Source organism: Paenibacillus agilis, assembly GCF_007786455.1.
Lineage (GTDB): Bacteria > Bacillota > Bacilli > Paenibacillales > Paenibacillaceae > Paenibacillus_B > Paenibacillus_B agilis.
Window position 1 is genome coordinate 1,452,239 of record NZ_VNJK01000001.1, and the last position, 20,038, is coordinate 1,472,276.

Genomic DNA, 20,038 nt, shown 5'->3' on the forward strand with positions numbered 1-20,038 from the left:
GATCAAACAAAAAGTTTTCCTACCTAACAAAAAAACATCATGATACAATCATTCATCAAAAGGAAGGCGAGGGGATAGCAGCGTGCAGTGGATTGTTCGTTCGCTTCATCGCAAAATGTCGTTTGTTCTTATTTTTGCAACTATGGTTCCCATAGTGTTACTAGGCTTCATTTCCTATCACACAGCATCAAAAATAACCGAAGAAAAAGTGACGATGTCCAATCTAAATACGTTGCGGCAAATCAACTCGTATATGGAGACCATCGTGCAGGATGTGGAGAACATGTCGGTCTTTCTTATTGGACAAGAACAAGTCCAAACTTATCTTAGTAAAACGAGAGCGAATGCAACCGAATATTTAAATATGACAGGTTTTTTGACGAATCTTGCATTTTCCAAAAGGTATATTTCTGAAATTCGTATTATATCGCTGCAAGGTATGCCAGAGGTCAGCAACAATACGATTCTTGAATCCTCTTTATTTCAAGTTGCTGATATGTCTGAAACGTATTGGCAAGAGAATCCTAAATGGTGGTCGCCACCACTAGAATCCACCACGAGTGCAGGGAAAAAGCGTTCTGTCTTTCTTGTAAGACCAATTCGCGACTTGAATACATTTAAAACATTGGGCATGCTGTCAATCGGTATTGATACTGCGGAGGTGAGTGAGCAGCTGCGTGCGGCAGTACAGGAGCATGGAGTCATGTTTCTGCAAAATGATAAGGGTCAAATCATCGCATCCAGTACATCTGATCTCGATCATGATCTGCTCACGATGATAAGACAGCAGCCTAAAATGAATAGCTATTCTGAACAAATGTGGGAGATGGATAGCGGCTCAGGTCGCCATATTGTAATCGCAGCGGGCGTCCCGCTTATTTCATCTTGGCAGGCATATACGGTCATACCTTACGATGCGATGAGTTCGCAAAATCGATATGTTTTATTGCTGACAGCTGTCGCGGTTGGACTAGCTCTCCTGATTACAGCATTTGCAGTCATGTTCTTTGTGAAGCAGGTGACTAAGCCCTTGGTAAGGCTTACGCGATATTTAGCAACGATAAATCCAGACAGTGTATATCGCCGATTGCCTATTGAGACACCCGATGAGATTGGACAACTTATTAAAACGTATAATCGATTAAGTGAAAATATTGGCCAGCTTACTGAACAGGTGAAGATCAACGAGGCTATGAAGAAAGAGGCTGATTTGAAAGCGCTCCAAGCTCAGATTCAACCACATTTTCTGTACAATACGCTTTCTTCGATACAGTGGATGGCGTGGATGAATAAACAAGACCAGATTGCAGAAATGGTAGGGTCTCTTAGTGATTTCTTACGATTCAGCTTAAATCGTGGTGTTGAAGTGTGCAGTGTTAGGCAGGAAATCGAGCATGTTCGAAATTATATGAATATTCAAGCTATTCGCTATCCGGATCGCTTCGATATGGAGGTGAATGCGCCCCCAACTTTATTGGAGAAGCCGATATTAAAACTGCTGCTGCAGCCGCTTGTAGAAAATGCACTGCTTCACGGCTTACTTAAGGACTCAATGAAGCAGCGGGGACAAATTATGATAGATATACGTGAATGCGAAGAAGGATGGATGGAGTGCCAAGTGTGTGACAACGGTGTTGGTATGTCGGTGGAACGCCTCCAATCTTTGCAAGCGTATATGATGAGCATCGCTGATGGTAGACGTGGAAGTTTCATTCCTATTGATCCATTGCTAGAAATGGAACTGGCAACACATGGGAGCGGATATGGGCTGATGAATGTGCAGCAGCGTCTTATGCTCCATTATGGAGTATCTTCGCAAGTAAGCATCACCAGCCAAATGGAACACGGAACATGCATTATACTGCGTTTTAAAGGGGAATGGTAGTTTTTCAGCTTAAACAGTTTGAGGGGAACGCAAATACAATGACAGCAATTCCATCATGAGTGGCGGGGGGATATGGAATGAAGGCATTAATCGTAGATGATGAGGTCATTATTCGAAATGGATTATCTCAAGTAATTCCTTGGCAAGAGCTTGGATTTGAGCTGCTTACTCCATGCCAATCAGCTGAAGAAGCGATGAAAATGATAGCAGAGGAGAAGCCAGAGCTCGTATTGACTGACATTCGAATGAGTGGTGTCGATGGTTTAACGCTTGCTGGTTACATTCGTGAATGCAGTCCGCTAACGGAAACGATAGTATATACCGGTTATGATGACTTTAATTATGCGCAGCAAGCGATCCGTCAGGGAGTATCGGATTATTTATTAAAGACGACGCGACCGGATGATATCGTACGTGCAGCGCTCAAGGCGCGAGAAAGAATAGAGTCTCGTCGTATGGAGCAGGCCGAACATGCGAAAAGAGAAGGGTCATACCGCGATCAACTATTGAGCCGATGGCTATCTGGTCAGTTATCTGTCGAGGAGTCTAAACATGCTGCTGAATTGCTAATTCATAAAACAAGTTTGTCTAGTAATGCTAGTACAGCTCAAGATAAAGGATACTATGAAGTTGCAGAATTGAAAGTGGAAGGCTGGGGTTCTAAGGAAGAATCACTGCTTTTATTTGCAGTCAGCAATATGCTGCGTGATACGATCCGATGTGATGTATTACGAAATCATACTCGATTAATTGTTGTTCGCTATGAAGCTTCCCAATCATGGGTACATGAGTGGGAAAGGCTGATCTTTATGATTGAGCAGCAGCTAAAGTGCAAACTGTTTGCAGGGATAGGGCGTGCGACATCTTTAGTCGAAGGAGTATGTCATTCTGCAGTGGGTGCAGCTAAAGCAACCTCCTATCACATTATTGCAGCTAAACAGAGAACAATGAGGATCGAAGAGGCGGAAATGCGAACAGGACTTCCTCTGCTAAGACATGCGGAAGATGAGGCTGGTCTTATTCAACAATTGAAGTCTGGTAATGCTAGCGAGTTGAGGTGCTGGATATCAAATTTTGTGGATCGGCTTACTAGCCACCCGCAAGCGACACCACAATCGCTGCAAAGTTATGCGAGCTCATTATTTATAGGTCTTCAGCGTTGGATGGAACGAATGGCAGAAGATGCTACTGATAACGTGCATGAATCAACTTGGCAGATGACCATGGTAGGCAATGCAGAATCGATGAATAGAGAACAATGGGAAAGAGAGATTTATGCTGCTTTACAGCATGCCATGCAAAGATATATCCATCTAGTAAGCCGTACCTCACAGTCTGTAATTTTAAAAGCAAAGCAGTATATTCGAGAACATGCTGATGGCACGCTGACGTTGAAGCGTGTTGCTGACTTTGTACATGTCCATCCTCATCATTTGAGCGAACGCTTTAAGGCCGAAACAGGGATGAACTATATAGAATTTGTGACAATGATACGAATAGAACGTGCTTGTGAGCTGCTGCAAAATACAGAGCTGATGGTGAGCGAGATCGCTAGAATCGTTGGATATGAGGATGTTAAATATTTCGCCCAGTTGTTTAAGCGTTATATGAAATGCACGCCTTCTGATTATCGCCTAAAAGCCTGAAAAAGTTCCCGTACTCATCAGAAAAATATCCCTCACGCTAAAAGTAAGCGCTTCCTTATAATTGACTCATTACCTGCTCCTGCACGACAGGAGAGGAAGTACTATCTAAACCGGGGGGATTGTTAATGCGTAGAAATTGGATGATCGTACTCACTTTGCTTATCGTAGTTACGATGTTTGCAGGATGCTCTGGAGATAAGGGAGCGACTGGTACTAAAGGTGCTGAAGGGGATAGTGTCAAGTTGTCACTGTGGCACAATTTCACGGGGGACGATCTTCGTGCTCGAACGATGAGAGAGATAATTAGCGAGTTCGAAACGGCTAATCCGGGTATTAAGCTGAACGTGCAGGCTATCCCACCAGACGGTTATAGAGCAAGACTCAAAACCGTGGCAGCAGCAAATGAAATGCCAGATGTATTTATTATGTGGCCAGGGGCAATGACGAAGGAGTTCCAAGGAGGAAATCTCATTCAACCTGTAGATGAGCTGCTGCAAGCGAACGCAGCTTGGAAAGATGGATTTTTGCCAGGCTCATTTGATAATTTCACGATCAGTGACAAAGTGTACAGTGCTCCAATGAGCTTAACTCCGACATCTATTCTTTATTACAACCAGTCCATTCTTGATAAGCACGGTGTGAAAGTACCGCAAACGTGGGATGAACTGCTGCAGGCGGTTCGCACGTTAAAGGCTGCTAATGTAACACCAATAGCACTTGGCAATAAAGCGGCGTGGTTGGCTCAATCTAGTATTCTCAGTTCGTTGGCTGATCGTGTTACAGGTACCGAATGGTTTATCAAAGCCGCTGCACAAGACGGCGCAAAATTCACAGATCCAGAGTTCGTACGTGCACTTGAACTGCTCCAGCAGCTGCAACAAGAAGGCGCATTCCAAGAAGGCTTTAATAGTATGGATAATACACAGATGGAAATGATGTTCGCTCATGGTCAAGCGGCTATGATGATTGATGGCGGGTGGGCTTTGACGAATTTAACGGCAAATGCTACACCAGATGCAATTAAACAAATGGGCGTAACGGTACTGCCTAGTATAGCTGATGGTAAAGGTGATCCAAATACGACTTCAGGTGTAGTTGGGGTTGGACTTGGCTTGAGTGCAAAAACAGAGGGCAAGGTTAAAGAGGCCGCACATAAATTAATTTTTGCAATGTCTGGGCCTGAGGCTCAGAAGCGCACTTTGGAAGCGAATCAATTGGTCAGCTATAAAGTTGAACTGGATAAGAGCAAAGTATCGCCGATTTTCTCCAAAGTTTATGAACTGGTTAATGATATTCAATTTACGCCTGTATACGATGGCATGCTTACGAGCGCAGGTGCAGATGTAGTGAACAATGGCATTCAAGAGCTCCTTATGGGGGGAGATCCGAAAGAGATAGCTGCAAAGATTCAAGAGGCACAGGCTAAATCACTCGGCAAATAACGTACATGAAGTCTAAAGGATGATATGGCAATGCCTTGCTAAAAGGCATCATCATTACAAGGCATTGCCAATCATAGAAGAGGAGGTGCACGATGCGAATTGGAACAGCTAGAAAACTATTTGTCGGATTCGGCCTTCTTCCATCTGTGCTGCTATATGCCGTGTTTGTTATCGTGCCAGTATTCTGGTCAGCATATTATGGTTTCATGGATTGGAAAGGGATAGGTGAAGCGCGTTTTATCGGTCTTGACAACTACGTAGAAGCTCTATCACATGATATTTTTTGGCAATCGCTCGGCAATAACTTAATTGTCGTTGCGGCTTCCGTATTTGGACAGGTTCCACTTGCCTTATTATTAGCGTTATTGCTTAGTCAAGGCACATGGTTTCAGCGCTTCGTGCGGGCTTCCGTGTTCATGCCTATGGTGCTTTCTTCTGTAGTCATCGGTATTATTTGGTCCTATATTTATCAGCCGCAAATAGGGTTGCTAAATGGCATTCTTTCTTTTGTAGGGTTGGAAGAATGGAAACGTGCATGGCTTTCTGACCCAAGCATTGCGATGTGGATGATTGCTATACCGATCATTTGGAATTTCATTGGACCGTATTTAATTATGTTTCTTGCCGCCTTGAGCAGCATCCCGCAGGAACTAAATGACGCAGCTGCCATTGACGGAGCGACAAGAACCCGTAGGTTGTTCTCGATAACACTGCCCATGATATGGGATACGATAAAAGTAGCGGTTGTGTTGTGTATTTCCGGAAGTCTTAAGGCATTTGACCTTATTTATGTTATGACAAAAGGAGGCCCGGCACACGCCACTGAGTTATTGGCTTCTTACATGTATAACAATACATTCAATGTATATCGTTATGGGTACGGAAGTGCAGTCTCGACGCTTATCGTGATTATTAGTCTAATCTTAATTGCAGGGTCGCAGTTCCTTATGCGGCGCAACAATCAATAGCCTAGGTGAGATGCAATGATTCGGTTCTGTTATAGAGAGGAGTGCAGCCTATGAATACGTCGATGCCAACACTGGGCACGGGGTTGCATAAGACGCAACGGCAGTATAAATGGTGGAGAAGAGCGATTCGGAATATATTGCTTGGCTTCTATGCATTAGTGACACTGTATCCATTATTCTGGATGTTTATGAGTGCGTTCAAGACGAACGCAGACTTTTTTGCCAATCCATTTTCGCTGCCGACTACATGGAATTGGAGCAACTTTGCTCGTGCATGGGAAGTATCCGGAATGGGCAAGGCGACTATGAACTCCCTATTCGTGACCTTTGTATCGTTGGTTCTAACACTATTCTTCGGAGCATTAACTGCCTATATCATCTCTAGGTTTGAGTTTAAGGGCAGAGGAATATTGTATAGCTTGTTGTTGCTTGGATTGTTAATACCGATTCATAGCACGTTGGTTCCATTGTTTAGCATGATGAATATGATGGGCATTTTTGATACACATGCTGCACTTATTTTGCCATATACCGCATTCGAACTGCCGATTGCTGTATTCATTATTACGGCTTACTTAGCTAATATACCAAAGGAAATGGAAGAAGCGGCGCTTGTTGATGGAGCGGGCTATACGGGAATATTTCTTCGTCTCATTCTCCCCATTACGCTTCCAGCATTGTCTACGGTATCTATTTTAGGATTTCTTCGCTTTTGGAATGACTTTGCGTTCGCATTAGTCTTTATTAATGACCCTAATCTTAAGACATTGCCATTGAGCTTGTCCGTATTTGCTGATGGATTTACGACAGACTATAGTTTAACGATGGCCGCACTATCGATGGCATCCTTGCCGACAATTATTGTGTACTTAATGTTCCAAGAACAAGTGATGAAAGGGATGGCAGCAGGGTCAGTTAAAGGATGACGGTATCATTTAACTAAGTTTATATCGATTTCAACTGGTTCTGCATATAGAGCTGGACGTGCCTGAACGATGGCGACGTCCAGCTTTTGTATTTCATCAACAATAATCGATGGGGCCTTTAATGGAACGCCTGAAGTTAGATCATCATATGAGGCATGTATAGGAGGTCGAATAAACGAATGATAGACTAGGGGAAAGTCACTCTAGCGGGCTATCAAGTAGCTCCTTTATACATTTAGTAAGTTGCAATAAGTGATGAAGCAGCAAGATCTTGTACGGAACGATTAATATGAATTTCACATGGTAGTTTAACGGACTGAGGCCCTTGGTTGCGATTGCGAATACGTTCTAACAGCATCTGGATACCTTGCTGTCCGAATTCGTAAGCGGGTTGGGATACGACGCTAAGGAATGGATTAACCTGTTCCAGCATACCTAGATCATCATAACTGGCAACCGAAATTTGTTCTGGTACTTTTACGCCCTCTTCTTCCAATTTGTTAAGTACACTCATTGCCAACATATTGTTCGCAGCGAAAATTGCAGTTGGACGCTTGTCCGGTTCAGCATGAAGCCAATGTGATAAGGTGAATTGCTGCTTGTCGTGCACATAACTTGAACTCATCATAAAGTTTTCTTCAATCGGTAACCCAGCTTCTACAAGAGCATCCTCATAACCGAGCCGACGTTCTCTCGCTGTCGAGACATTTTCTAAACCGTTTACAAGAGCGATTCTGCGATGCCCTCGCTTAATAAGTTCTCGTACTAGCTGCTTGGCACCTATACGGCTGTCACCAAGCACGGTGTCACATGTAATACCAGGAACTTCGCGATCAAGCAAGACGAATGGAACGTTTTGACGCTCAAGCCAGCGCAAATGCTCAATCGACATATCATTGCTTGGTGCGAATAATACGCCATCGACACGCATAGATAAGATCATTTCAACATACTGACGCTCTTTGTCTAGGTTCTCATCGCTATTGCCAAACATAAGGCGATAGCCGTATTTATGTGCCATATCTTCCGCACCGCGTGCCATCATCGTAAAGAATGGATTCGAAATGTCCGTAATAAGTAGGGATAACACTTTGCTCTCTTGCGTGACGAGGCATCTTGCGACGGAGTTAGGGATGTAGTGCATTTCTTCCATGACTTGCTTGACCTTTGTACGAGTCTTTTCGCTCACGCGTCCTGTGTTATTGATGACACGTGATACTGTCATTGCTGAAACGTTCGCTTGCTTTGCAATATCGTAGATAGTTGCCATGACGATTCTCCTGCCCTTGTGGAATGATGCCTGAATTGTAAAGTTATACCGATTTTATTTTATTCCAACATTTCCATAAGGGCAAGAGGATTAAAGCAGGATGTTTGTGATTAGACTAACATTTTTTTGTAGAAGATTGTAGAATCCAGTTGTTTAACTGCTCGCGAGATGGCATTCCAGCTTGTGCTCCGAACTTCGTAACAGACATCGCACCAGCTGCAGTTGCCCACTGCATCGCTTCTGGCAGGCTGCGTTGTTCCGCTAATGCGACAGCTAATGCAGCGTTAAAGGTGTCACCTGCTCCCGTTGTATCAACAACGGTAACTTTGTGTCCTGCGCTATGATGGATATGACCAGATTCGTCTGCCCAATAGGCCCCATCTGCTCCTTTTGTCATAATGATGCGTGTTGGTGCCTTGCTAAGTTTTTCTTGCCAAGATGCATCATCTGGTGTTGAAATAGGTTGTGATCCAGTTACGATGTCCAATTCATGTTCATTTGGTGTGATCCAGCTCAATTGAGCAAGAAATGACTCGTCAAGATGAATCGCTGGTGCAGGATTTAGCATAATTGGCACCTGATGTTGATTAGCAATTGCAACCGCTCTCTCAACAGCATCTTGAGGGATTTCCAGTTGGGTTAGCACGAGATCGGATTGCGCGATGATGGACTCATACTCTTGAATGTACGCAGGGGTGACTTCTTCATTTGCTCCTGCCACGATAATGATTCGATTGTCACCATCGGCAATCGTAATAGCTGCTATGCCGGATGTTTGATTGGGAATGATTCGAATCCCATCCGTATTTACGCCTTCATTGCGAAGGTTATTTAGCATCATAGTACCAAAAGCATCGTCACCGACGCAGCCAATCATAGTTACTTGAGCGCCGAGTCGGGCACAAGCGACAGCTTGATTGGCACCTTTGCCGCCACAAGTTGTTGCGAATCGTTCACCGTGAACGGTCTCGCCTGCATTAGGCATATTAGAGGTTACCGTCACCAAGTCCATATTCAAGCTGCCAATCACCGTGATGCGGGGCTGTGACGTTATTTGTAGTTGTGTCATCTGAAAATTGTTGCTCCTTCCTGATTGCCATGCTGTATTACTGTATCTTGAATACCAGAAACAGTCAAAGTTAGGTTGCGAGATATTTATTTTTCCTTTGAACTATGATAACATGAAATATACTTACATTTTGTTAGCGATAAGGAGGGATGGTTTAGATGGAACACCAACCGTTACTATGTCCAAGGTTTGAGGCTGCTTTTTGCATTTTAGGAAAACGTTGGAATGGATTGCTTATTCATGCACTTGTCTCAGGGCCAAAACGCTTCAAAGATATTTCTACGCTTATTCCGACGATGAGCGACAAAATGTTGAGCGAACGTATGAAGGATCTAGAGACAGCAGGCATTATTGTTCGAAATGTCTACCCAGAAACACCGGTTCGTATTGAATATGAACTAACGGAGAAGGGGCAGGCATTGACGCCGGTTATGGAAGCTGTTCAGCAGTGGGCAGCACAGTGGCTAGATGACCAGGAGCTTACTCAGTCCGGATGCACTCCAAAGGATCAATCATAGTCATCAACATCGAATCGAGTACACCTATATCTTAAAGGTATAGCCAACAAGACCGTGGGAAACCCTCCGGTCTTATTTCTGTCTGGAGGCGTATCGCATAAGGGATGGGAATGTATAAATTTAGGAACCGACATTAAAATGACACGTATGTTAAGGTGGAGAGGGAGGTGAGTAATATTCAACCAAGTACGATTCAGTTGCATTATATAGAATGGGATTCCGTCTTGATGCAGGAGAAGGGGATTGTCTCGAACTGGAATGTCACACGTGACTATATGTTCGTCTGCAAGCTGACCGATGCAGTCCTCATTCGTAATCGACTATGGGAGCATGTATCTCATGAGACGAATCATTTGCAGCAGGCAGCTATTTATGTTATACCATTTCTCGGAATAAATGTGAAAGATTATATTTCAGAGATTCAAACCACTATTTTTGATGGGCAATGTCAGGTTGCGGAGCAATTTACAGTTGAATGGCATTTATGGAAGGAACAACGTTTTCATCTCCTAACTTCTTATCAACCTCAAGGACCATTGGATGCAGCTTCATTGCTGCTTGATCATTATGCTTTTGTGGATGAACGGGAAGTGGAAATGTTGCTAACCGTATTGGATACGGACCGGAATACCTTATTGCTGTTCGCAAAGCCAGTCTAGCCTAACATGTGGATGATGTTCGTATGTAAAAAAGCAAATGAGGAAAAGAGGAATTGAAATGAAAGAAGAAGGAGCAACAGCTGTAAGTTCGAAAAAGAAGCGAGCTTGGGCCTATGCTTTGCTCGGTTGTATGCCACTTGCATTGACGGCTTGTGGAGATGCAGATGTAGAGCCGACTGCTTATGAGGAATGTGTATATGAAAAAGAGAAAAACGGACGTTGGGAAATTGATTGTGATGATGATGGAAGCGGAAGTAGCGGCAGTGGTGGAAGCGGTAGTAGTAACTGGTACGTCATGAATGGGTATAGTTCGAAGTCCTCCTATGCGAAGAAGGGCACGTCATTTTATAACTCTTATTCTGGTATCGGTAAAAGCGGCTATTCAAGCGGGGGATAGAAATGGAACGTAAAGAAGCTACGCGTATGCGACCGACAATGAGCTTACCGCTAACAGCGAGCGAGGCATTTCACGCAGAGCGCTTGCAGCATGTTCCTTATGTTCAGATGCATCAGCAGGAATATTGTACAACGCATGCCATGCTTTATACGGAGGATGAAATAGCAGAACTGAGCATAGCTTCAGAGCAGCTTCATGCTATTTTTATGAAAGCACTCCGCCTTATACAGGACGAATTGCCAGATGAAATACTTATGCAGCAGTTAGGGATACCCGTTAAGCTATTGGAAAGCGCTCGAATACCTTTTTCCTTTAGCGGAATAGCCCGACAAGACTGGATTAAAGGGCCTGAGGGCTGGAAGTGTATCGAGAATAATGCGGATACGCCTACAGGCATACCTGAGACAGCATACTTAGCCGAACAGCTGCTGGCAGATAGTCGTGCAGCCGTTTACTCGTACGAAACTCATTTACATAACCCTTCAGCTGAATTGGAGTATCGCTTGCAGCAAGCTTTAGGAGAAATGTTAGATCAGTATCGGGAGCTGGGATTTGGAAGGCGCGTAGTATGCAGCTCATTTGCGAATCACGAAGAAGATAAAGCCAATACGGTATATTTGATGCGACTTATGCAGCAACTAGGATGGGACGTAGAGTATTGTCCGCTTGAAGAACTTCGAGTGGAGCCCGCGCGTGGACTCATTGCATATGATCGTCCTGTTGATATTTGGTACCGTTTATATCCATTGGAGTATTTAATGGATGATCTTGCCCCTGATGGCTTTCCCGTTGGTGAAGCTGTGTTAGCACTTGCGAAGGAAGGACGCCTCGCGATTATTAATCCGCCTCAATCGATTATCTTGCAAAGCAAAGCACTTCTTGCCTTTGTGTGGGCGTGCTTCGAACATCATGATACGTTAAGCGAAGCAAGAGGGGAACCGCTTTATAGCGAGGAAGAACGAACTGTCATTGAGCGTTATTTGCTGCCAACGTACTTGAACGAAACCCCATTCCTCGAACAACAATTGCCATATGTTCAAAAAAGCATCTGGGGACGTGAAGGAAAGGGAACGAGCATTTATGGGGAAGACGGTAAGCAATTGCAGACAGAAGATACGATCCGCAAGGTTGATTTATCGGAATGCACAGTAGAAGAACAAGAAGAAGTAATGCGATATTATAACGACCAGCTCAAAATATATCAGCAGTATGTTCCTATGGAAGCTGCTCAATTGGTGACGGACGAAGGTGTGATTGATGGCTTCGTACTGACGGGGATTTACACGCCGAACGGTCGTTTTGGAGGTATACTGCCTAGATTAGGCGGAAGAATTACTGGAGATTTGGCACGTTATTGCCCAGCGGCCGTATGGAAGCGAACAAATATATAAATTAAGCTGATGAAATAGAGGAGGAAAAGAAGTGAGTTCATTAAATTCATTTTTAGTAGATTTGGGTAATGTAGGAATAGGGTTGCTGCTTCTTACTGTCATTCTTTTGGTAGGTGCTTGGGTATTTAGTCGATTGACTCGTTTTGATGATAAAAAGGAAATCGAAAAAGGGAATGAAGCGGCTGGTATTTATATGGGCAGCAAGCTGTTAGGCTTGTGTATTATTGTGGCAATGGTATCGTATTCGAGTAGTGATTGGTTAATGATGTTGGCATGGTCAGCCGTTGGTATTCTTGTTTTATGCCTTGTATATTTCCTTGTAGATAAGCTCCTTCCGGCGTTCCGAGTATGTGAGGAAATCGAAAAAGGCAATATCGCAGTTGCCCAATTGCTCCGCTGCATTATTATTGGTATCTCAATTGTTGTAGGTACCCTGTTAATGTAAGTGGGTAAGTCTGGTGTTTTATGCCTTCTTTTTACCGTTGTCAAGATGAAGCTAGCACCTTTATAATAATAGAATGGTACAAACAAAGAAGATGCTGTAAACACTACGATAGACAGGAGATTATCATGACTATTCATATCATCACGGATGGTAGCTCTGATTTGACACCGGAATTGGCTAGTAAGTTCGGAATACACATCGTTCCGTTGAATGTCCAATTCGGAGATGACATGTATACCTCAGACATGGAATCCAAGCTTTTTTACCAACGTATGAAGGAAGAGAGTGAGCTGCCTAAGACGTCGAGTCCATCTCCAGCTGCCTTCTATAATATGTTCAAGTCTCTTGATGCCGATAAAGACATTTTTGTTCTATGCTTGTCTGCTACACTGAGCAGCACATATAATCATGCTCTAATGGCAAAAGAAATGTACGAAGAAGAAGGACATTCGAACAAGGTTGAAGTGATTGACGCAAAGACAACTTCGATCGGTCTAGGATTGCTTGCTGTCCGCGCTACGATCATGGCTAAGGCAGGCGAAAGTCTTCAAGAATTGAACGACACAATGAAGCAGCTGGCGAAGCAAACGAATACGTTCTTTTCGTTGGATACGTTGGAGAACGTTATTCGCGGTGGTCGCTTGAGCCGTTTGAAAGGCTCTGTTGCTTCGATGTTGAATATTAAGCTAATTATGCGTGCTGCTGATGACGGATCTGTTGAAATGATCGAAAAAGTTCGTGGCACACAGCGAGCGGTAAAGCGTCTTATTGATAAAGTGGAAGAAGCATGGCATCAGCACGCTGATCGTGAATGGATTGCGTTTGCTCATTCTAACTGCGAAGAGCGCGCTCGTGAATTTATGAATATGATTCAAGAAAGCTATCCGTTCAAAAATGTTCTGCTTGTGAACATGGGTGCTGTAATTGGAACGTATGCAGGTGAAGGTGGCTTACTCGTTACTTTCTCTCAATCGGATGCAGCAACGAAGGAATAATCGGACGTGGTTATTAATCCATAGAACCTCTTGCTTATGGTCAGCGTAGGGGAGTAAGGGCTGTTACGAGCCCTTGCTTGTCTTATTCGATGACAGGAGGCGAGAGGTTTTTTTCGTTTGTCTCATAACTTTTAGTTATACCGGGAATGCCAACTAGGTATTTCCTTTTTTTTGATCCATTCGTTAGACTCTTTTGTGTAAGCGTTTGCAAATAAACACTGAAAAGAGGCTGCAAGCATGGGGAAAATGACAAACAAGATTGCAGTAGTAACAGGCGGCGCAAGAGGGATTGGACAAGAAATATGTCGGGTGTTTTTACGGGAAGGTGCTCGTAAAGTTTATTCCATCGATATGAACATCGGCGAGGAACAGCATGAACAATTGGAACATGTAGTATTGAACGTGCTGGAGCGTAATGACATTGAAAGGTTCATAGGCAAATTGGCTGAATTGAATCTCCCAATTGATGTCCTTGTTAATAATGCAGGCATTACGAGAGATGGACTTATTCATAATATATCGTCAGAGATGTGGGATCAGGTTATCGACGTGAATTTGAAAGGTGTATTCCAGATGACACAGGCGATTGCTCCTATGATGATGAATCAGGGACAAGGCTCCATTATTAATATATCTTCAATCGTCGGCTTGTACGGAAATATCGGACAGACGAATTATGCGGCGACCAAATCAGGTGTGATTGGAATGACTTATACCTGGGCGAAAGAGTTTACTCGTAAAGGAGCATACGTGCGAACGAATGCGATTGCTCCAGGCTTTATTCATACGGAGATGCTAGACTCTGTACCGGAAAAAGTACTGCAGCCGATTCGGGAACGCACACCGCTTGGTAGGCTTGGCAAGCCAGCGGATATCGCCAATGCAGCTTTATTTCTGGCAAGCGATGATTCGAGCTTCGTGAATGGGCATGTGCTGTCTGTTGACGGTGGCTTGCGTTTGTAAAGGAGGATATGCATATGAATCGAGTATTTATTATACAGGCGAAGCGCAGTCCAATCGGTTCTTTTCTTGGTGGTTTATCTAGCATTTCACCGTCGCAGCTGACAGCGTGCGTCATAAAAGATCTGTTTGCAGCAGCTGGTTCTTTAACTGCTGCAACGGATGAAGTGATTCTTGGTCATGTACTGGCGGCAGGACATGGTCAGAACTCAGCTCGGCAAGCTGCTATGCAGGCTGGAATAGCAGCAGAAGTGCCGGCCTATACGATAAATATGCTGTGCGGCAGCGGCATGCGTTCAGTTATGTCTGCTTATACACAGATCAAGGTCGGTATGTCTAATATCATCGTAGCTGGTGGTGTAGAAGTGATGTCGCAAAGTCCGTTCCTGCTGCCAGAGCGTGTGCGAAACGGGCATAAGATGGGGGCGTTGAGCATGGTTGACTCTCTGCTGCATGATGGATTGACAGACGCGTTTCATCATTACCATATGGGCGTAACGGCAGAAAATATTGCTCGGCACTATCGTATTACGAGGGAGATGCAGGACCAATTTGCTATGAAATCTCAAGCGAAGGCCATTGCTGCACAAGATGCTGGCCGTTTTCGAGATGAGATAGTACCTATTGAAGTTGTGCATAAAAAGGAGTCGATTGTTGTAGGCGAAGATGAATATCCGAATCGGGCAACATCACTGGATAAACTCGCCAAGCTACGACCTGCCTTTGAGCAAGATGGTACGGTAACGGCAGGTAATGCATCAGGATTAAATGACGGTGTGAGTGTGCTTTTGCTTGCATCAGAACAAGCAGTAAGACAATATGACCTTGAACCGCTTGCTGAGCTTATTGCAGTTGGCCAGGGCGGAGTTAATCCAGAAATCATGGGTATGGGCCCTGTACCTGCAACAGCAGCTGCGCTTAAGGCATGTGGCATGACCCTAGATCAAATAGAGCTGATAGAACTGAATGAAGCGTTCGCCGCACAATCACTCGGTGTGATGGAGGAGTTGAAGAGGCAGCACCATGTGAGCGATGCATTTTTGGAGGAGCGCGTGAACGTTAATGGAGGTGCAATTGCACTAGGACATCCGTTAGGTGCCTCTGGTGCGCGCATTGCAACGACGCTGCTTTATGAGATGATGAAGCGGAACGTGACCTATGGTCTTGCTACGCTGTGCGTCGGTGGTGGCATGGGTACAGCGATAATCGTGAAGCGAGTATCTTTCTCATAATCAAGACCTTAGCAGCAATATCCAGTCTATTTATGCTAACGCAAGGGGGAAGGAACAGATGAAACGACAGGTTCGAGTGCTGAGCGCGGAGCAAGCGGCGGCCATGATTCCAGATGATGCTGTGCTAGGCATCGGGGGCTTTATTGGGGCCGGTGTAGCGGAAGAAATACATGACGCGGTTGAACGCCGATTTGTTACGACGGGCAAGCCAGAGCAGTTAACTCTATTGTACGCGGCGGGCATTGGAGATGGTCAAACGAGAGGTTTAAATCATTATGCACATGAGCGATTAATTAAACGGGTTATCGGCGGTCATTGGGGGATGGCTCCCAAGCTGCAGCCATTAGTAGCTGAGAATAAGATCGAGGCGTATAATCTGCCGCAAGGGGTTATTGCCCAATTGTTTCGTGAAGGAGCAGCTGGACGTCCGTTACTCGTTACACATGTTGGGCTTGGCACGTTCGTCGATCCTGATCTGCAGGGTGGCAAGTTAAATGATCGAACGAAGGATGACATCGTTACTAAAATATCTGTGGAGGGTAAGCCTTATTTAGCGTATCAAGCTCCTCGTCTTACTGCTGCGATCTTGAAAGGAACGGAATCCGATGAAGCTGGCAACATTAGCTTTGCAAAGGAACCATTAACATTAGACGTACTCTCTATGGCGATCAATGCCAAAAACAATGGGGGTATCGTTATTGTACAAGTTGAGCGTATAGTCAAAAACGGGACCATCGATCCGAAGTCGGTTAAAATTCCTTATATTTTCGTGGATGCTGTTGTAGTGGTTCGCGATATGGCCAATCATATGCAGACATTTGGAACGATGCACAACGAAGCTTTCATTCGCAGCGATATTGTGGTCCAGCCGATAGAAGCTGATTACCCGTTGAATGAACGAAAAATGATTGCTCGTCGTGCCGCGATGGTTTTGAATAGTGACAAGCGGGTGTTGAATTACGGTATTGGCATTCCAGAAGTAATTGCAGAAGTATTAAAAGAAGAAGGTCAGGATGGATGGTTCGTTCCTACGATAGAGCCCGGCGTTTTCGGGGGAAGGCCTGTGGGTGGACTTGATTTTGGCTGCGCGATCGTTCCGGATGCCATTATCGATCAATCGATCATGTTCGACTTTTACGATGGAGGAGGTATCGATGCTGCTTTCCTAGGAATGGCCCAGTGCGATAGACAGGGCAATATTAATGTTTCCCAATTCGGGCCTAAAATAGCTGGCTGTGGCGGTTTCATTAATATAACGCAAAATGCGAGGGAGATGGTGTTTTGCGGGACATTTACAGCTGGAGGATTGAAGGTTAAAGCTGAGGATGGGAAGCTAGTCATTGTGCAAGAAGGGCGGGCTAAAAAATTTATACAGAGCGTAGAGCAGATTACGTTCAGCGGCGAAGTAGCCCAAATGTATAAGCAGCGTGTGTTGTATGTAACAGAGCGTGCTGTATTTGAGCTAAAAGAAGAAGGGTTAACGCTTATTGAGGTTGCACCTGGCATTGATTTAGAACGAGATATTTTTGCACAGATGGAATTTCGCCCACATATAGCGGAGCCGCTTCGTTGGATGGATGTTCGCATTTTCTGCGACCAGCGGATGGGGTTGGTATTCGGGACAATTAAAGACCTTGGTGGAGCGGAGGAGAAAGGAACAACGGCGGATGTCAGTGTCGTCATGTAACGAGAACTATTGCTAGTGCAGATAAACATGAGGAGGTTATATGTTTATGACCAATTCGAGTAATCAGAAATCGATAAGGGCTTACTTGATTGAAATGATTATGTTTTTGACGTACGCTTTGTTTGCTGTCTCGTGGGTCGCAGGATCGACATTGACACCGCAAATTATGGAGAGCTTTGATATTAAGACATTTGCTAATGCTAGTTTAATTAACAACGCGATCACCGTTGCTAAAATAGTAGGTAACTTAATGGCCGCATGGGTGCTTATTAAACTCAAGCCGAAAAAAGCAATCGCATTAGGCAGTATTTTGATTAGTTTATCGGCCCTAGGAGCATTTGCAACGAGCTATTGGATTTTTGTACTGACTAGATTTATTATGGGCATCGGCGGAGCTTTGTTCATCGTTTACTTTGGGCCTATTGTGTTCAACTATTTCACGGCTAAGCAGCGTCCGATGATCAATGGGGTTAACTCTGTTGCCTATAACGTTGGTAGTCTTATTGCGATGTTAGTAGTAACACCTGTAATTTTAGCGCTGGATTCATGGCAAAATACGATCCTTGTATTTGCTGGAACGAGCTTCCTCTTATTTATCGCATGGCTGATCGTAGGGGAGGATTTTGAACTTCACCAGAATAAACTGCAGGCTGCAGATGTCGGGGGACAAAGGTATACATTTAAAGAAGGACTAAAAGATAAGTTTAATTATATTTATCCGTTCACTTACTCGGGATGTTTGTTATTGTACTTGGTCATTTTGACGATATTTCCACTATCACAAACGAATTCGATAGATGCGAAGACGTTAACAGCTGTTATGGCCATTGCCGGGTGTGTAGGCACGGTATTTGGTATTATGGCGGTCAAAAAGTTTGCCTTACGACTGCCTGTTATCCGTTGGTCGGGATTAGCGATGACCATATCTGCTCTATTTATGGTAACGACGAGTTCACCCATTTTCTCATTAATAGCGGCATTTTTACTCGGATTTTTTACCTTCCTGCCAATGACGACACTTGTTACGATTCCGCAGGAGCTGCCTGGCATGACTCCATCCAAAGTGACAATCATTATGGGATTCTTTTGGTCATTTGCGTATATCATCGAAACGATACTCTATTATTTAGTTGGCATCACGATAGATATGGGCGGTTTTCAATCTGGCATTTACTTAGCAATCGGATTCAGCTTGACGTTCTTTATCGGTTCTTTTTTGCTCCCTGAGACAGGTAAGCGCAGGACAGTGGCTGAAGCGGCACAAGTGCAGCCAACTGCATAGGCGAAATAGTCTTAATCAATGGTTAGTGTTGATGAAATGGAGGAGACGAGTATGGATATGCAGCGAGTGGTGAAGCGATCGTTTTCATTGGAAGCGTATACATTAGAGGGAGGGGCTACGATACCTGTTACGTTAGGGTATGAGACGTACGGTACCTTAAACGAACAGAAAAATAACGTAATTCTTGTATGTCACTATTTTAGCGCAAATTCACATGCAGCTGGTAAATATAGTCCTGATGATAGCTTGCCCGGCTGGTGGGATGGACTGATTGGGCCTGGGAAAGCGGTAGATACGGATAAATATTTCGTTATTTGTACCGATAATCTTTGCAACGTGCAGGCCAAAAATCCTCTAGTTATTACAACAGGTCCGAAAAGTATAAATCCTGAGACAGGCAGATCCTATGGGATGACGTTCCCTGCGTTTACATTTCGTGATATGGCAGGCATTCAATACGAATTGATGAAGCAGTTAGATATTCGTCATCTTGTAGCGGTGATGGGGCCGTCTGCTGGCGGAATGATTGCTCTGCATTGGGCTGTGCAATACCCAACAATGATGGATCATGTCATTGGTGTGAATACAGCGGCACAGAATCCGATTATGACCTCATTTAATGTGCTGCAGCATGCGATGCGAACTATTAAGCTTGATTCAAACTGGAATAATGGAGAATATAGTGAGCAGCAGGAGCCGCTAGAGGGACTGCATTTGGCTATTCAGATGATGAATATTAACGCATTTACGGCTAGTTATCAGGAAAGTGCATATCCACGTGACAGTAAGGAAGCGGCGCCCTATGCGTGTATAGAGACGATGACCTCCTATGAATGTGCGCTGTATGATAAGATTGCGATAAACATTCCATTGATTGATGCGAATCATTGGCTGTATACAGCCCGAGCTACGATGATGCAGGATGTATCACGAGGATTTGATTCTTTAGAAGAAGCCCTATCTCGCATCCAAGCGCGTGTACTAATGATTCCATGTGAGCAAGATTTGCTGCAGCCGCCGGAGTATAGTCAGAAAGTAGTTGATATATTGAAAAAGCAAGGCAAAGAGGCGGATCTCCACATGATCCGAAGTGACAAAGGACATATGGCAGGTGTGCTAGAACCTCATCTTTTTGAAAATGAAGTGAAGGCATGGTTGAAGGCTGGAGTACAAATAGGAAGCAATTAATTTAGAACATAGATAGTGGATAATAGAAAATAGATAGCAGTTAATTGGCTGTATATGTAGATTGACAGGGATAGCTAC

The 20,038-nt window shown here is 44.2% G+C and carries 18 protein-coding genes; 16 read left to right on the forward strand and 2 right to left on the reverse strand.

Annotation, left to right across the window (positions count from 1 at the left end):
• Window positions 1-82: 82 nt before the first annotated feature.
• The 5 genes from FPZ44_RS06440 to FPZ44_RS06460 all read left to right on the forward strand — a co-directional run bounded on the left by FPZ44_RS06440 (window position 83) and on the right by FPZ44_RS06460 (window position 6,867).
• A complete protein-coding gene (locus FPZ44_RS06440; RefSeq protein WP_144988451.1) occupies window positions 83-1,885 on the forward strand; it encodes a cache domain-containing sensor histidine kinase in 1,803 nt (600 codons plus the stop codon).
• Between the two features lie 77 nt (window positions 1,886-1,962).
• Complete coding sequence (locus tag FPZ44_RS06445) at window positions 1,963-3,531, forward strand: response regulator transcription factor (RefSeq protein ID WP_144988453.1); 1,569 nt, start codon at window positions 1,963-1,965, stop codon at window positions 3,529-3,531.
• Between the two features lie 125 nt (window positions 3,532-3,656).
• Window positions 3,657-4,973, forward strand: coding sequence for an extracellular solute-binding protein (locus FPZ44_RS06450; protein ID WP_144988455.1), 1,317 nt, complete (start codon window positions 3,657-3,659; stop codon window positions 4,971-4,973).
• Between the two features lie 92 nt (window positions 4,974-5,065).
• Window positions 5,066-5,941, forward strand: a complete 876-nt coding sequence (locus FPZ44_RS06455; protein ID WP_144988457.1) for a carbohydrate ABC transporter permease — start codon at window positions 5,066-5,068, stop codon at window positions 5,939-5,941.
• Window positions 5,942-5,991: 50 nt separating this feature from the next.
• Window positions 5,992-6,867: a carbohydrate ABC transporter permease gene (locus FPZ44_RS06460; protein WP_144988459.1), complete on the forward strand. Its 876-nt coding sequence runs from the start codon at window positions 5,992-5,994 to the stop codon at window positions 6,865-6,867.
• Between the two features lie 235 nt (window positions 6,868-7,102).
• Here FPZ44_RS06460 and FPZ44_RS06465 read toward each other — a convergent pair whose 3' ends face one another.
• Together FPZ44_RS06465 and rbsK are read right to left on the reverse strand one after the other, a co-directional pair.
• Window positions 7,103-8,137, reverse strand: coding sequence for a LacI family DNA-binding transcriptional regulator (locus tag FPZ44_RS06465; protein ID WP_144988462.1), 1,035 nt, complete (start codon window positions 8,135-8,137; stop codon window positions 7,103-7,105).
• A gap of 115 nt (window positions 8,138-8,252) precedes the next feature.
• Window positions 8,253-9,206 carry a ribokinase gene (gene rbsK / locus FPZ44_RS06470; RefSeq protein ID WP_144988464.1) on the reverse strand — a complete coding sequence of 318 codons (954 nt, stop codon included), beginning with the start codon at window positions 9,204-9,206 and terminating at the stop codon, window positions 8,253-8,255.
• A 158-nt stretch (window positions 9,207-9,364) separates the two neighbouring features.
• Here rbsK and FPZ44_RS06475 point away from each other — a divergent pair, with 158 nt between their 5' ends.
• The 11 genes from FPZ44_RS06475 to FPZ44_RS06525 all read left to right on the forward strand — a co-directional run bounded on the left by FPZ44_RS06475 (window position 9,365) and on the right by FPZ44_RS06525 (window position 19,960).
• Window positions 9,365-9,724 carry a winged helix-turn-helix transcriptional regulator gene (locus FPZ44_RS06475; RefSeq protein ID WP_144988466.1) on the forward strand — a complete coding sequence of 120 codons (360 nt, stop codon included), beginning with the start codon at window positions 9,365-9,367 and terminating at the stop codon, window positions 9,722-9,724.
• Window positions 9,725-9,891: 167 nt separating this feature from the next.
• The gene (locus FPZ44_RS06480; RefSeq protein ID WP_144988468.1) at window positions 9,892-10,383 is read left to right on the forward strand and encodes a hypothetical protein; all 492 of its coding nucleotides are present in this window, start codon (window positions 9,892-9,894) and stop codon (window positions 10,381-10,383) included.
• Window positions 10,384-10,441: 58 nt separating this feature from the next.
• A complete protein-coding gene (locus FPZ44_RS06485) occupies window positions 10,442-10,780 on the forward strand; it encodes a hypothetical protein (protein WP_144988470.1) in 339 nt (112 codons plus the stop codon).
• A 2-nt stretch (window positions 10,781-10,782) separates the two neighbouring features.
• Window positions 10,783-12,171 carry a glutathionylspermidine synthase family protein gene (locus tag FPZ44_RS06490; protein ID WP_144988472.1) on the forward strand — a complete coding sequence of 463 codons (1,389 nt, stop codon included), beginning with the start codon at window positions 10,783-10,785 and terminating at the stop codon, window positions 12,169-12,171.
• A gap of 31 nt (window positions 12,172-12,202) precedes the next feature.
• Window positions 12,203-12,616, forward strand: coding sequence for a DUF350 domain-containing protein (locus tag FPZ44_RS06495; RefSeq protein WP_144988474.1), 414 nt, complete (start codon window positions 12,203-12,205; stop codon window positions 12,614-12,616).
• 125 nt (window positions 12,617-12,741) lie between these two features.
• Window positions 12,742-13,611, forward strand: a complete 870-nt coding sequence (locus tag FPZ44_RS06500) for a DegV family protein (RefSeq protein WP_144988476.1) — start codon at window positions 12,742-12,744, stop codon at window positions 13,609-13,611.
• Between the two features lie 237 nt (window positions 13,612-13,848).
• Window positions 13,849-14,574, forward strand: a complete 726-nt coding sequence (gene fabG / locus FPZ44_RS06505) for a 3-oxoacyl-ACP reductase FabG (protein ID WP_144988478.1) — start codon at window positions 13,849-13,851, stop codon at window positions 14,572-14,574.
• Between the two features lie 14 nt (window positions 14,575-14,588).
• The gene (locus FPZ44_RS06510) at window positions 14,589-15,803 is read left to right on the forward strand and encodes an acetyl-CoA C-acetyltransferase (RefSeq protein ID WP_144988480.1); all 1,215 of its coding nucleotides are present in this window, start codon (window positions 14,589-14,591) and stop codon (window positions 15,801-15,803) included.
• A gap of 58 nt (window positions 15,804-15,861) precedes the next feature.
• A complete protein-coding gene (locus FPZ44_RS06515; protein ID WP_144988482.1) occupies window positions 15,862-17,490 on the forward strand; it encodes an acyl CoA:acetate/3-ketoacid CoA transferase in 1,629 nt (542 codons plus the stop codon).
• A gap of 46 nt (window positions 17,491-17,536) precedes the next feature.
• Complete coding sequence (locus FPZ44_RS06520; RefSeq protein WP_144988484.1) at window positions 17,537-18,772, forward strand: MFS transporter; 1,236 nt, start codon at window positions 17,537-17,539, stop codon at window positions 18,770-18,772.
• Window positions 18,773-18,829: 57 nt separating this feature from the next.
• A complete protein-coding gene (locus FPZ44_RS06525; RefSeq protein WP_144991716.1) occupies window positions 18,830-19,960 on the forward strand; it encodes an alpha/beta fold hydrolase in 1,131 nt (376 codons plus the stop codon).
• Window positions 19,961-20,038: the final 78 nt, after the last annotated feature.